General features: G+C 40.0%; 11 protein-coding genes, 1 pseudogene and 1 riboswitch. Of the genes and pseudogenes, 4 read left to right on the forward strand and 8 right to left on the reverse strand.

The features are described 5' to 3' along the window. Window positions 1–139 precede the first annotated feature (139 nt). A riboswitch (glycine riboswitch) is annotated at window positions 140–219 on the reverse strand. 276 nt (window positions 220–495) lie between these two features. The 3 genes from LCD32_RS18085 to LCD32_RS18095 all read left to right on the forward strand — a co-directional run bounded on the left by LCD32_RS18085 (window position 496) and on the right by LCD32_RS18095 (window position 4,264). After that, window positions 496–1,512, forward strand: a complete 1,017-nt coding sequence (locus LCD32_RS18085; RefSeq protein ID WP_007497313.1) for a LacI family DNA-binding transcriptional regulator — start codon at window positions 496–498, stop codon at window positions 1,510–1,512. A gap of 649 nt (window positions 1,513–2,161) precedes the next feature. Beyond that, complete coding sequence (locus LCD32_RS18090; protein WP_007497314.1) at window positions 2,162–3,343, forward strand: MFS transporter; 1,182 nt, start codon at window positions 2,162–2,164, stop codon at window positions 3,341–3,343. Window positions 3,344–3,361: 18 nt separating this feature from the next. Further along, a complete protein-coding gene (locus LCD32_RS18095; protein WP_224564421.1) occupies window positions 3,362–4,264 on the forward strand; it encodes a quinate/shikimate dehydrogenase in 903 nt (300 codons plus the stop codon). Window positions 4,265–4,310: 46 nt separating this feature from the next. Here the strand turns inward: LCD32_RS18095 and LCD32_RS18100 are convergent, their stop codons facing one another. The 5 genes and pseudogenes from LCD32_RS18100 to LCD32_RS18120 form a co-directional block, all read right to left on the reverse strand. Beyond that, a complete protein-coding gene (locus LCD32_RS18100; RefSeq protein ID WP_017368408.1) occupies window positions 4,311–5,504 on the reverse strand; it encodes an MFS transporter in 1,194 nt (397 codons plus the stop codon). 308 nt (window positions 5,505–5,812) lie between these two features. Continuing rightward, on the reverse strand, window positions 5,813–6,238 hold the full coding sequence (locus LCD32_RS18105; RefSeq protein ID WP_224564424.1) for a hypothetical protein: 426 nt from the start codon (window positions 6,236–6,238) through the stop codon (window positions 5,813–5,815). A gap of 862 nt (window positions 6,239–7,100) precedes the next feature. After that, on the reverse strand, window positions 7,101–7,463 hold the full coding sequence (locus tag LCD32_RS18110; protein WP_224564426.1) for a hypothetical protein: 363 nt from the start codon (window positions 7,461–7,463) through the stop codon (window positions 7,101–7,103). Between the two features lie 30 nt (window positions 7,464–7,493). Next, window positions 7,494–8,869: pseudogene (locus tag LCD32_RS18115) on the reverse strand (pre-toxin TG domain-containing protein). A 237-nt stretch (window positions 8,870–9,106) separates the two neighbouring features. Beyond that, window positions 9,107–10,342 carry a TerD family protein gene (locus LCD32_RS18120; protein WP_224564429.1) on the reverse strand — a complete coding sequence of 412 codons (1,236 nt, stop codon included), beginning with the start codon at window positions 10,340–10,342 and terminating at the stop codon, window positions 9,107–9,109. Window positions 10,343–10,503: 161 nt separating this feature from the next. Between LCD32_RS18120 and LCD32_RS18125 the strand changes: the two genes are divergently transcribed. Beyond that, the gene (locus LCD32_RS18125; protein ID WP_100218327.1) at window positions 10,504–10,665 is read left to right on the forward strand and encodes a hypothetical protein; all 162 of its coding nucleotides are present in this window, start codon (window positions 10,504–10,506) and stop codon (window positions 10,663–10,665) included. 5 nt (window positions 10,666–10,670) lie between these two features. Here LCD32_RS18125 and LCD32_RS18130 read toward each other — a convergent pair whose 3' ends face one another. The 3 genes from LCD32_RS18130 to LCD32_RS18140 form a co-directional block, all read right to left on the reverse strand. Next, window positions 10,671–11,651: a restriction endonuclease gene (locus LCD32_RS18130; RefSeq protein ID WP_224564431.1), complete on the reverse strand. Its 981-nt coding sequence runs from the start codon at window positions 11,649–11,651 to the stop codon at window positions 10,671–10,673. A gap of 174 nt (window positions 11,652–11,825) precedes the next feature. Then, window positions 11,826–13,265 carry a 6-phospho-beta-glucosidase BglA gene (bglA, locus tag LCD32_RS18135; protein WP_224564674.1) on the reverse strand — a complete coding sequence of 480 codons (1,440 nt, stop codon included), beginning with the start codon at window positions 13,263–13,265 and terminating at the stop codon, window positions 11,826–11,828. Window positions 13,266–13,274: 9 nt separating this feature from the next. Then, complete coding sequence (locus LCD32_RS18140) at window positions 13,275–15,173, reverse strand: beta-glucoside-specific PTS transporter subunit IIABC (protein WP_039164856.1); 1,899 nt, start codon at window positions 15,171–15,173, stop codon at window positions 13,275–13,277. Window positions 15,174–15,323 lie beyond the last annotated feature (150 nt).

Genomic DNA, 15,323 nt, shown 5'->3' on the forward strand with positions numbered 1-15,323 from the left:
ATCCTATACTGAAATAATGAACACTCAAAAAGTCCATAAAAAAAGAGATTGGATGCGCTCCAATCTCACGGTCATAAAAGAATAGCAAAATAGAGAAAAGCAATACACAGTATGATCCATGCATCACAAATACAATATTTCGTACTCTTCTGTCCTTTTGCCTGAGATTGTGAACCCTTCGGCGCCGCACATACATGCGGTCTCTCCAGAAGCTGCTCCTGCCATAGTGTGACCCACAGCAATCATAGCCTTCGATATTTACTTTAAATGTTGCTATTTCTGAATAATTTTATATTTTACGCCTCTAAAAGAAAGCTGTCAATGGTAATCTTTTAAGATGTTGTTTCCTCCTTATCTGAAGCCGATATGACATCACTTCATCAACACCCCTTGATTAAGGTATAATGAAACAAAGAATGTTCGGCTCGTTTGGTGGAGACATCCATCTTGATGATGAACCATAGTTAGGCAATCCAATGAAGTTGGTGAAGACAAATGAAAAAAATGAACAAACAGCGTGTGACATTACAAGAAGTCGCTCGGCATGCCGGTGTATCGACTTCAACGGCCTCACTCGTTGTTCGCAACAACCCTAGGATCTCTGAAGCCACCCGGAAAAAAGTGCTGCAATCCATGGAGGATTTGGGATACGTGTACGATCGCGTCGCTGCCAACATGCGGTCGAAAAGTTCAAATATTGTGGGTGTGATCGTCACGGATATTTCAAACACCTTTATTTCTGAATTTTTAATTGGTGTGCAAACCACACTTGAATCACTTGGCTATACCGTTTTACTTGGGACAACCTTTGATAGTGTAGATAAGCAGGAGCGTCTCATCTCCACAATGGTAGAGCACCGAGTGGGTGGAATCATCTTAAATCCAGCATCGAAGAGCTCGACACGAACGGTGAAACAATTAAACAACATTCGCACACCAAAAGTATTGGCAAATCGTGAATTAGCAGATGTCCATTGTGATTATGTCGGCGTTGATTATGAACAAGGTACTTGGATGGCGGTGCGTCATCTTCTTCAAAAAGGGCATCGCCGCATCGCTTTCTTAGGCGGAGTCAAATCCTCCTCGACTTGGATTGAACGGATGAAAGGGTTCAAAAGAGCCCATGATGATGAAGACCTGACGATGGATGAATCTCTTATTATCGATATGGTACCTACCCGTGAAGGCGGGAAAGAAGCCCTTGCCCAAGTGATTGACCTTCCCGAACCACCTACTGCTATTTTTTGCTTCAGTGATTTAGTGGCGTTTGGGGTGATTCAAGAATTGGCAGCGCGTGACATCAAGCCTGGTGAAGACATTGATGTAGTTGGATTCGATAACATCCCTGAAGCGGAGATGTATCACCCGCCGCTCACCACAGTCTCATCATTTCCACGATCCATTGGAGTCAAAGCAGCCAACCTTTTGTATCATAAAATGAACGAGCAGGATGAAGAACTGCAGCGATTGATATTAAAGCCTCAACTTCATATTCGAGAAACCTCGACATGATCATGAAAAGGAGAATTGCAAAGCGATTCTCCCTTTCAGATTGTTGACAAAGGGCTAAAATGAACTTGATTTTAGCCCTTTGTCTTCTTTTCAGCGTGATAGAAAACCTTTGCAGTCTAGGAAGGACGAGCACCGGAGCAGAGCGAATTTGACATTCGTGAGCACCGGAGCGCAGGACTGACAAAGAATGCGAGGGTTTGTCTACACGCTGAAAGGAGAATTGCAAAGCGATTCTCCTTTTTTTTTTGAGCAAGTCAACTATTTCTTTATTACATTTTTCTTTTTTTAAATCGCAAAGTCATAAACTTGACACATTTTAAACGCAGGAGTATATTTATCTCGTTGCTTCTTTTAGTATATCGTTATACCTTTTGTGAACATATCGTTATTTATGATATCAACTACAGTTAAAGATGGATCTTTTGATTCTGATCAAATCGAGGAAGTCCATCAACTTATGATAACTGTTATTATTTTTAATTATTTAGTAGAACGATGTACTTATTTGAAGAACAGATGAATATTCATTATTTTTTCATCAATCACACAAGGGGTGTTGTGATGGACTTAATATTATTTACGTTTAAGGAAATAACAAAGGGTAACAAGAATTTGGCCCGAACAGGGTTTCAAATATAGGAGTGGGAACATGAAAAATCCATACATTAAATCATCACTTGGCATGTACTTAAACTATTTCATGCTAGGCATGATCAATATTATTGTGGCATCAAACATGGAAAGCTTATCTGAACGCTACCATGTAGATATTCCAAAAATCAGCTTGCTTGTATCAGCAATCGGTATCGGTAAATTAATTGCTCTCTTTTTCTCTGGTAGGCTGGCAGACAGCTGGGGGCGAAAACCTGTCATTATTACAGGTAACTTTCTTTACTTATTATTCTTAATTGGGATTCCAACGACGACCAATTATACATTGGCTTTCATTTTTGCCATTTCCGCAGGGATTGCAAACTCATTGCTTGATTCAGGGACATATCCTGCTTTGACAGAGTCATTTCCTAAAAAAGCAAGTTCAGCTTCTGTATTAGTGAAGGCGTCTGTATCAATTGGTGCGACTGTTCTTCCATTTATCTTGGCATTCCTTATTGCACATGACATCTTCTGGGGCTGGGCATTCTTTGGTCTAGGACTTCTTTATTTACTTGTAGGCATTTACTTGATCTTTATGCCGTTCCCAAATCATAAGCAAACGGCTTCTCAAAACGATCTTCCCGTTCAAGAGCAAATGAAGGAAGAACCGAAAATGTTTGGTGAAGGTTTAGCTGTTGTACTTATGGGATTCACGTCTACTGCATTATTTGTCGTATGGCAAACTTGGCTTCCACAGCTCGGGTTGAAATTGATTGGGCTTGGCTCAGGACAAGCGACGCAGCTTCTTTCTTATTTTAGTATTGGTGCACTCGTATCTGTTCTATTGCTTTCAATCGTATTAGATAAATTCATTTCACCGATTATGGTCGCTATTATTTACCCAATCGGGGCATTCCTTGCCATGCTTTCACTATTTCAAATCGAAACATACGGCATTGTCATTGTTAGTACCTTTTTCTTAGGATTATTTACAGCCGGCATTTTCCAGTTGGCGATGAGTATTATGATGAAATTATTCCCTACAAACAAAGCAACGGCTTCATCATATGTCAACATTGCGGCAAGCTCAGCGTTTATCCTTGTTCCGCTGATTACAAGCGGACTCGTTAGCACGTACGATATTAAAATGACTTTATTCTTCGATATGATCATTGCGGTCATCAGCGTATTGTTAGCAGTCTTTGTTTTACGACGCATGAAAAAATTGTTTAGATAATTAAAGGAGATGTCAATCATGACAAACATACATGAACGTAATATTGATGGAAAAACAAAATTAGTCGGTCTTCTTGCAACACCAATCGGGCACAGCCTGTCACCACGGATGCACAACCTTGGCTATACACTAACAGGAATCAACTATGCTTACCTTGCTTTTGAGGTAGGAAATGATGAACTAGAAGCAGCAGTAAACGGGATGAAAGCGATGGGTGCAGCTGGATTTAACGTATCCATGCCGAACAAAATGAAAGTGCTCGATTACTTAGATGAACTAGATGATTCTGCAAAATATACTCGTGCAAGCAACACAGTTGTGAACAAAGATGGCAAGCTGGTTGGCTACAACACAGATGGTCTTGGTTACGTAAGAAACTTAATTGAACATGGCGTTGAATTAGCTGGACAAAAGGTCACACTCGTTGGATCTGGCGGCGCTGCAACTCCGATTGCCATTCAGCTTGCACAATCAGGTATTCGTGAAATTAGTATTTTTGCTCGTAATGACCAATACTTTGTTCAAGCAGAAGAAAATGTAAATTACATCAACAACGAAATGAAATCATTCGGTGTCAAAGCAAACATTTTCCCACTTGAAGACAAAGACGTTTTCCGTCGTGAAGTAGCTGAAAGTGCGATCTTAGCAAACGGAACAAGCCTTGGCATGAAACCATTAGATGAGCTCAGCATTATTGACGATACCCTTGATGTATTACGCAAAGACTTAATCGTGACAGATGTCGTCTACAACCCGCAAAAAACAAAACTTCTTGCTCAAGCACAAGAAGCTGGTGCCAAAACGATTAACGGTCTTGGCATGATGCTATGGCAAGGTGCCCTTGCGTACAAACTCTTTACTGGCGAGGATATGCCAGTTGAACAAGTGAAACAAATTCTATTTGAAAATGACCGTTTCTAAACGAAACACATAAAAAAGACGACCTCCGCTTTGGAAGTCGTCTTTTTTATTCGTGTATCATCACACGGCGATATCGATAAAGGATATACATCGCGCCGATGATCGCAACAACAGCGACACCCGCATCAAATATAAAGATTTGCAAAATCGTCGAGTGGGTTTCGATCAAACCAGTGACGACCGGAATCACAATGGCGGACACTCCGCCTGCTGTTGAGATAATTCCTGTCATCGTCCCTTTGTTTTTCCAGAAGAACTCAGCCATTACGGTTAACGTCAGCTGAAAGACACCCGCTGTTGAAAAGCCCAATACAAATGCATTGACGGTCCCAATGACTGGAGACTTCACGACCAATAGCACACAGATAGAGGCTAATGTAATAATCGGATAGAGTAGCAGCACGGTGACCGGACGAACAATACGGCGCAAAAGAAATGCGAGCAATAAGACAGACAGCAAACCGCCCATGCTATAGTAACTAAGCAGCTTCACAGCACTGCCAGAAGCCATTCCCAATATTTCCTCACCGTACGTAGGCAGCCAAATTTGCGGCAAGGCGTACAGACCATTTGATGTAAAACTGATCACAATCAGTGCGACCCCTTCTCTCCAAAACGTAGGCTCTGATGAGAAGCGCGGAAGTCCATCATGCTCCGTCACCTGAACTTGCTCCACCTTGCGATGATTCGGAAATGGCAATGTCCACAACATCATCACATTCACTAAATAGATAAAAGCAGGTACAAAAAACGCAAATCCATAAAACAGATCATGCTCTGCTAAAAAGAAAATAGCGAGCGGCAGAATGGTCGCCCCAATCGAAATAAACGCCTTCACCATCACATTTGCAGATCCCGAGTTTTGAGGAAAAGCTTCCATTAAAGCCGGATACGTCCCTGCATCCATCGCCGAATTCGCCACCCCTGCCAAAATCGCAAACGCAAACGCGATTTGATAATTCGGAGACAATGGGATTCCAATGAGGAACACTGCCATCAGCACCCCCGAAACCAAAATGACCGGCTTTCGTCCAAAACGATCTGACAGTACACCCGATAGACCATACGTGAGCACCCTGCCAATACCGAGTGCAGATATCATATAACTAATCCCCGCACTATTTGTATCTAATTGTTTGATCAAAAATGGCATATTAGAAGCCAAAATAATATTGACCATACCTAATAAAAAATAATTGATATAAAGACTAGAAGCCGTTCTCAAATACGGATTCCTCATGCTGACACACCCCTCAACACATTGCAATGAAGTGACAAATAATGGTTACGCTTACAAGATTCATGCGTGAGGAGAAACAGCTTTGCAACCTTCACGTACTTGAAACAACTCATCATTTCATACAGCTTACATGCCCTTCATTTATCAAGCATCTCTTCAAATTTTCACTAGCTCTTATTTTATATGAATGTGAAAGGTAATGATAGTGAATTGCTTAAATTTGAGGGAATTGGTGATAGAAAAAAATCCCTCTAAACTCACATTCCCCAAAGACTAAACTCATAAAAATATTCTTTACGCTCTATGCATCATCCAAAATGAAAATCCTCTGCTATTAAAATGAAATCACCGTATCCACTTAAAAATTTGGTTTGCTCAAGAAGTTGATTTAAATGATGAAACACTTCATCCACATTCACTAAAAGCGCTTCAATTTCATGATCTCGGAAAAAAAGCAATCTCCCTTGTTTAGGAGTCTCTTTTATCCTCCCGACCATTTCATTTAACATTTGTGTAGACTTTTCAATATGCTCTAGATAGTTGTCTCCATGTATTTGACTTTTATGTTCCCTTGATTGCAGGAAAGTAAATACCTTCTGACAAAAAAATTGATTCTCTTCGACCTCCAAAAAAGGGGGTTCTGGAAGTGTCATATAGCTTAATTCGTTTATTAAGTGCTTTCTTCTGCTTTTTCTTTTTAAGGTTTCGATTTTTGTTTTTCCTTTATTATTCATAGGAGCACCTCCACAAGGCGTATAAACATTGGTCTCTAGACATCTCCCCCTTGAAAATTCCACCAGGCTACACGGTGGAATGAACTGATTTCTAGATAACTATGCTTTTTTTCAAAATTTCCGGATATAAATCTAGGAAATCAATATAAATGGGGACTTTGTATAATTACATGTACGTAATAATGAATCTTATGTTGTTTAAAATCCCGAATAAATACATTCCTACTTACTCTTTTTACAATGTGACATTTTTCATCAGTGTAAATTAAATAATCTTGATCAGTATAAAACCAATCAAGATCTTATTTCATCATTAAATTTCAGCAATAACGGACTAATTTGAATGTATTTTTGAAATGAAGTCTTGAAGAACTGTCTTTGCTGGTAGGTTCGCAGTAGTAGTCAACATTTGATTTATACGTTCTGTAATCTGAGAATGTTTCAGTACTATTTTTGTACCCTCTTCAATAGGATAACTTCTTAATGTATCAATACAAATCTCAAATAATTCAACATCATTAGAATTCAGCAAATCCAATAAAATATGAAACTCATATTCATTGCACTCATTATCGAGACAGTACGCAATTTTTCGCTGCCACTCTATCGGTTTATTGAGTACCTGTTTTGATAGTTCTCCCCAATCGTTTAGGCTAAAATACAAGAGTATCTCACTTACTAGTATTTATCAGCGGATAAAAGTTTATCCAGTTTTATATACATTTTTAATGCTCCAATGATGGTTCCACATATTTTGCTTTTTAAGCATTGTTTGGTTTTTATTCATTATAAGACCACCACCATAAAAACGGCAAAACAGAGAAGCAATAGCCTTATTAACCTCGTAGAAATACATACAGTTTTATTTCCACCAGTTATATGTAATTTCTTTTAAATGAAATTCTATAAAATCTATCACTTTGCTATAGTCATCAGAGCTAAACTCCTGAATAGGATTGTCCCAATCTGTATTTTTGACTATTAGAACAAGATAGTTGCCATCTGAAGATAAATCGGGATACCAACCTACGTCCAATGTTATTGATGATTTCTCATGATAAAGCTGTAACAAACTTTCAGTGAACATAAACCATCTTTCATCTTCTGTTTCTAACTTTCTAGGGTCAATTTCCCAAAAATGATTATAACGGACATTCCAACCTTCAGTTATCCTCAAGGGATGAATGTTTACTTCCGGAATATCAAGTTTCACATGCTTTCTCATCTTTATCCGACCTCTTTGTTAATTTTATAGTTATTTTATTCCTAATTTATTTAAATACTTATTTAATCTATCACCAGCTATTGGATGACCGTGATACACATTACCACTCGTTAGTTCTCCTCTAATCCAACTAGTAGATTTTCCATTATCATAACCAACAACTTTACCAGTATCATAAATGAAGTAAAAATTATTATTGCCATTATCAATAATATGCCCTCTTTGAAGAGCTTCTTTTTCTATCACTTTATTATTTATTTCAGGTAGGTATTGAGCATTTCGTCTTCCGGTTTCACTAAAACGTTTCGCTTCTTCGGCAGTTCTAGCCTTTAAATGCTTATTATCATGATGAGAATATACTGCACTATTTATCTTTATTCTAAAATCTTTTCTACCATAATAACTTTTATGAGCAATTTCATCATGCCTTTTTGAAATATTAGGTATACCTGAACTCTTTACACCCATCTTCCCATGAAACCCTTTTGCCCCAAACGGCAAAAGCATCCCCAGCGCCGCATTCATACTGGCTTCCTGCTGTTCTTTCGAGATCTTATTTCCAAACATATCTCGACCCGTAATCGCTTCGCTGAAGCCGTTTGTTGCGGTGAGTCCATATAAGCCTTTTTGAGATGTTTTTAGGGCGTCAAAAGACTTCTGTGATGTCTTGTAAATGTCGACGGCTTTGACTGCGGCTGAGGTGGCTTGAGTCGTTTTATAAACGGCTTTACCGCCTTTGAAAATGCGTCCTGCCCAACCGACGATCGGGATGTATCCTGCTGCTGCCATGCCACCTGCGGCGACTCGCTGGCCTGCGGTGAGTTCTTCACCTGTGATCGGATCAACGCCCGTTGCGGCACGTTTTGCATCGTTCACGCCTGTCAGTTCATTGACGATATTTCCTCCGTAATCAAGAGCTTTTTCATACCACGGACGGTTGGCGAGCGCTTCTTGTTCCTTTGCGATCTTGCGGGCTTCTTCTTGATCTTTTTTGATTTTTAGATATTCAGAAGTTTGCTTCTCAATATCGCTTTTTGCCTTGTAGATTTCGCTATTTTGATACGCTTTCTTGTCAAAATTCATAGGCGAAATGGATTTTCCGTCATTTGTCGCATTCATCATTTCTGCGTACAATGCCATTGTAGCCTGCTGCTCCGTCTCTGACAAAGCATATTCATCTTTTAGATTTTGATCAAGTTCTATTAAATCTTTAACCGTTTTCTTGCGTTCATCTTCCGCATCTGCAATCTTTTCGTCCTTCCGGCGAGTTCTTTGTAGAAGCTTTTAATGTTATCGGCACCTTTTCCGGTAAAATCATCACCGAGATTCGCCACACCCTGTAGCGCTTTTTTTAAATCAACCATTTCTTCACGGAGTGCCTGATAGTGTTTTGCTCTTGTATCCATGGCACTGGTTAGTGCTTTTGCATCAAGTAGCTTGCCCAGAAGAAACCACTCCCTCCATTATTGATCATAAAGTCTATTTTACCGTGGCCTTCAAAACGGAAAAATAGGCTAAATGACATAAAAAATGGAATGAACTCTCTATCCAATTTACCCACTAATTTGGATAAACGAGTTTATTAATTGTAGGATATAGAAAAAGCCAGACAGTTCATTATACTCTGTCTAGCCATGTTCACGTTACTTATAATCATTGATTGGTCCTTTATCCATCAAAACATCGATCTCATTTGAATATTTCATTTTTAACTTCGGTCTACGCTCAGAGTTTGGTTTACTGTAAAGCTCTAGTGGACGGATGATCACGCCATCATTTGTGTTTTGAAGTATCCCTGGAACACAAGAATAAATTCGATCATTGTCATTTGCATGTTTCGCGTGAATCGTGACAGACGTTCCTTGATGATTATCGATACTCATAGACACTCTATATCTATAGAAAGAACCTGTTCCATTTGATTGAGCAGAGTAAACAACGGGTACCACCGCAAGGATATCATCATTTAACCTTAGTTTAATGACTTCCGTTTTCATTGATTCACGATCTCTACCGACATCTCCCATATGCTCAACAGCCCCGTTACCGTAACTTTTGAGAGCGGGAACACCTTTTGCGCCAAACATGGCCACATCTATTTGTTTTCCTGACTTCGTATAGACCAATGCGTAGATATCATAATCGGTTCCAGACTCCCAAGATACTGTAGCCGTAATCTCTGGTGTTTTTTCAATGATGATCGGTTTATGACCTTTGTCTAGACTAATTTTACCTTGAACCTTCTCTAAGCTAATAGGTGCAGAGACTTTCTCTTTAGCGGCTGTGTTCATTGGAGCAGGCTCATTAATTTGTTTTTCAGAAACCATTGGAGGAGGTGTAGAAACATCCTGTTCATCAGGTTCAACCTCCACCCCATAAAGCTTGCATAGCCCTTCCAATCCAGAATCGAAGCCACGCCAGATGGATCGTGCTTTCGTTTCACTATTTCTTATGTATAGCTCTACTACGACAATACCCTTTTCATTTGTAAAGCTTACTGGTGTTAAGTATAGCACCTCATCACCTGTTCGAATTTCTGCTTGCAGATTCTTCACATGAGAAAAGCAGATTCCTCGATCCTCTGTTAGTGTAATAGCCATCTTTGTGATTCCAACGGGCACTTTGCTCATATCAAAATTCAATTGATGCCTTTTCAACTGACCTGATATCTCTGCTGGTAAAAGTGTCGCGACACCCGTTGCACTCTCCGGCTGATTGTAAAAAATAATGCCATTATCTCCTTGAACTAGATCTGAATCTGTTAAGAGAAACGCTGTTAAAGAAATATCAATTGCAGATGATACTTCATAACTGATGGATACTTGTCCCTTTGGAGAGTTTAGTACGGTATTGGCACCCATTTGCAGAGTTTGATTCATTTCAACAACTCCTATTCTTTATCTACCATTTATCGTTTTTATAGACCAATTATACCGAATTATGTGATAGAACCTATTAAAACCTTTACCTCTTTTCAACCTCTACAATGATATGAGACAATGCCAACTAAAACCGCACTACTTTAGAAGGGAGAACCATTGTGTATAAATTAATTATTCCTGCTGTTATGGTGGTATTCAGTCTGTGGATTCTTCTTCAATTATCAATGAACATCAATATCTTTCAGAATCCAATGAACTATTTTACCGTCATTACCCTCTTTTTTCTTTGTATTCAGGAGTTATTGAAACATAGACAATAAAAAGATCACTCAGGTACATACACTTTTTTCAGAGGTAATAAGGATCTTGTCTCAGCTGGCATATGTTCATACCAATGTACAATAAGATTTACGAGTTCTTCTAAGTCCACTAGATGAACCTCATTATGCTTCGCAACAGCTTTTGCATGAGAAGTAAACCCACCAGTAGAAACAAATAAACTGTTAGCATTCATTGGATTAGCACCTAATAATTGCTGCACCTCTGGCGAACTGGCTGAATTTTTCCGATGCTTTACTTGTACTTTAATAATAGGCTTTTCAAATCCAAATGCATCTTTATAAGCTAATACATCCACACCGCCATCTGGCCCTTTTGGACTCACGCGAACATTGTATGACATTGCTTGCAGTAAGCCTCCGACTAAGTCTTGCATTTGCCACGGGTCCAATTTATCTACTTTATCTTCAATCATGACAGTAGCTTTGCTGACTAAATCTTCGATAATTTCATCTTCTTCGGTTTCATCTTCAGGTGCTGATATAGATGTAGGGTTTTTGAGTAAATGTTCAATCTCTTTCCCCCAATCATCTACACGAAAAACAGTTGATATAGAACCGAGGCTGTTCTTAGCTGATTGACTGAGAGAATCTCGTTTAACTGCTATTGGTTCCCAATTTACCTGAATATGATTTGGATACATTTTATCTCCAACTGCTTCATCAAAAAAATGCGGAGCAATCACCGTACCTACTCGATATTCACGGCTTTCTTTTATGTACGTAATGATTCGATCTCCCTTTTTGATTTCTCTACTAAACCTCCATACCTGACTGACCCAGCTTCTTCTCGTAAAAGGTTTGTTCTCAGCGAATATGACATCAGCTCGAGCATTCATCTCTTGCTTTGTTTGATATTGTTTTGGATTACCTAATTTAGGCCACCCTATCGATGCAATGCCTTTCTCTTCCCAAATTGTAATTAATTCGTTTTGGTCACCCGCACGAACCATCCACCATTTCTTCATTTACTACCTCTCCCATTCCATCTATCTTCTCTTATTTTCATCATCAAATATTCTATCTAAATTATAAGACTTATTTCTTATTAACAAAAGGATATGCGCACCATTTTTGTCGAAAGAAACACAAAAACCCGAACAAGCGTATACCACACTCATCCGGGTCTGCATTTTCCTTTGTTACACTTCTTCGCCATTCGTTGCAATGACGTTTTGATACCAAGTAAACGAATCTTTTTTGAGTCTCTTCATTGAACCATTACCTTCGTTATCGCGGTCAACATAGATCATGCCGTAGCGTTTTTTCATTTCACCGGTTGTGAATGACACGATATCAATGATGCCCCAAGGTGTGTAGCCGATGAGGTCCACACCGTCATATTCAACCGCTTTTTTCAGTGCTTGAATATGAGAAGCGAGATATTGAATTCGCTCTGGGTCATGAATAGAATCGTCTTCTTCCACTTGATCAATGGCACCAAAGCCATTTTCCACAATGAATAGCGGGATTTGATAGCGATCGTAAAAACGATTCAATGTATACCTTAAACCTGTCGGATCAATGGACCAGCCCCAGTCACTTGATTTGATATACGGATTTTCTACACCATGTGGCAGTGCTCCATTGACAATGTCTCCTTTGTGATCAGATACTGCATCGCTTTTGACCGTTGTTGACATATAATAGCTAAAGCCAAGGTAATCTACTTTTCCTTTTCTTAAACTTTCTTCATCGCCTTCTTCAAATGGAATATGATAGCCTTCGCGCTCAAATTCTTTTAACGCGTAGCTTGGATAGTAGCCACGCACTTGGACATCTGGGAAGAAATAGCGCTGTCTCATATATTCTTCTGCCAGCATGACATCTTCTGGGTTTGAGGAATATGGATAAATTGGCACGTGGGACACCATCGCTCCAATTTGAAAGGACGGATTGATCTCTTTTCCTTTTGCCACTGCCCATGCACTTGCAAGCAATTCATGATGGCCCGCTTGATACATGACTTCTTTGGCATTTTCGCCTTCTTTGACAGATACCCCTGAATTTGTCCAAAGGAACAACGGGTTGTTGACGTCCATTTTGTTATTGATTTCATTAAATGTCATCCAGTACGTGACCTTGTCCTTGTAACGATTGAAGCAAACTTCCGCGAATTTCGCGAAATATTCAGCGACTTTTCTGCTTCGGAATCCGCCGTATTCTCTTGCCAAATGGAGGGGCATTTCAAAGTGAGACAGTGTAATGACAGGCTCGATGCCATGTTTAATCAGTTCATCAAACACATCATCATAAAACTGTAAGCCTGCTTCATTCGGCTCTTCTTCATCCCCTTTAGGGAAAATTCGGCTCCAGCCGATCGATGTTCGCAAGCATTTTAATCCCATTTCAGCAAACATGGCGATATCTTCTTTGTAACGATGGTAAAAATCAATGGCTTCATGGTTTGGATAAAAAGTTCCTTCTTCTATCGTTTCCGTGATCTGTCTTGGTACACCATGAGCACCTGCTGTCATCACATCTACAACACTCGGCCCTTTGCCAGCTGCATTCCATCCACCTTCGAATTGATGAGCGGCTAATGCCCCGCCCCATAAGAAATCTTTTGGTAAAGTCATTATCTATTCCTCCTATTTCACAATTGTCATCATCACGTCAGTTGGCTGACATGTCGAACGTTTCTCTACAATCACATCTTCGTATGCTTGGGTATTGGTAATGATAACAGGTGTGATTGTTTGTAATCCTTTGCTTTCAATTGCTTCCTGATCAAATGTCATCAACAAGTCACCCTTTTTCACCTTGTCGCCTTCTTTGATATTGAGTGTAAATGCCGATCCATCTAGAGAGACCGTATCAATTCCTACATGAACAAGTAACTCTACACCAAATTCAGAACGCAGACCAATCGCATGTTTTGTTGGTGCAAGCATGACGACACTGCCGTCAAACGGTGCAAACAGTTTGTTATCGGTCGGATGAATGGCAAAGCCTTTCCCCATCGCCCCAGAGCTAAATACGGCATCTGGCACTTCAGATAACGGAAGCACTTTTCCTGTAAGTGGAGCCGTGATCATTTCTTCATTGTTCATAGAAGTATTTGGCGTTTCTCCGTCTTGATCTTTAACAGGTGTTTCACTAGCTGACTGTTCTACTGTATCTTCTCCATATCCGAACATTTGAATGAGCACAACTGGTAAAATGAGCGCAATGGCCACACCAATCAAAATACCAATGATAGACGTTGGATATTCTGCACTGATTCCGTTCACAATGGTCAGCGGGCCAGGCAGCCCTGCATATGCAAAGTAATAAGGCGTAAAGAAGCTGGCTACAACGGCACCGACCGCTCCAGAAATACACCCGAAAATAAACGGCTTTTTAAAACGTAAGGTGACACCGTAAATCGCAGGCTCCGTAATACCGAAGAGTCCTGTGATTCCAGCTGAAACCCCAACTTTCCGTGTTTCCCGATTTCTTGCTTTTAAAATAACTCCCAGCACCGCACCGACTTGAGCGATAACAGCGATGGTTTGATATGCCTGAAAGGAGTCACGTCCATATTGTTCAAAGTTCGCAAGTACCATTGGCGTGATGCCCCAGTGAACACCGAAAATCACGAGTACTTGCCAGAAACCGCCGATAATGGCCCCTGCCAGAGCTGGTACATTTTCAGCTAAGACATTGTATCCGTTTGCAATCCCATTTGCACCTGCTGTCGAAAGAGGACCGATTAATAGAATGGTTAACGGAACCATGACGACCATACATAGAAATGGGACAAATAGCGGTTTGACAACCTCATGAATTCGTTTGTTTAAGAATTTTTCTACATAAGAAAGAATCCATACTAAGAAAAGCGGTGGCAAGACGGATGATGTATAAACCGTTTCAGATAACGCAATCCCTAAAAAGGTCACACCTTCCCCTGATGCTACACGTCCGGCAATCTCTGTCCAAGAAGGACTGACAAGCGCTGCTGTACAAGCAACCGCAATATACATATTCGTTTTGAAATGCTTGGCTGCAGTTATCGCAATAAAAATGGGCAAGAACGTAAACGGTGCCCAAGAAATAAAGCTAAACACTTCATAAGTGCCTGTTTTCGAGAAGCTTGGAAATATCAAATTTATTAAGATAAGTGCACCTTGCAAAATACCAGCTGCGGCTAAAATATACACAAATGGCGCAAACACAGCGGACATGGTCGCAATGACCCGATTCAGTATCGTTCCTTTGTTTTCATTCGGCTGGTCATCATCCGACGTTTGGAGCTGAACAAGGTTGGAAAAATGCTCATATACCTCACCTACATGCTGACCGATCACAACCTGAAACTGACCACCGTTTTCCACCACTGTAATGACGCCAGGCATGGCGTTGACTGCTTCTTTTGCCTTTGGATTAGAACGCTTCAGCACCAAACGCAGCCTCGTGGCGCATCTTGCGGCACTCACCACATTTTCTTCTCCGCCAACTGCTTCTAAGATGTCTTCTGCAAGCTTTTGATAATCCCTCACTTTTGACATATAACCCCCCCCTTTATCACTACTAGTATATGTACATTATAATTATACCGGTACAATTTATCAATACATATATAATTTGAGTTTGCATATCAAAGAGAAATCGGGATGTGCTATAATACAAAGACAATAAATCGTGAAAACAAAGAGGAA

It is taken from the genome of Bacillus sp. RSS_NA_20, assembly GCF_020165915.1.
In the GTDB taxonomy this organism is placed as follows: Bacteria; Bacillota; Bacilli; order Bacillales; family Bacillaceae; genus Bacillus; species Bacillus altitudinis.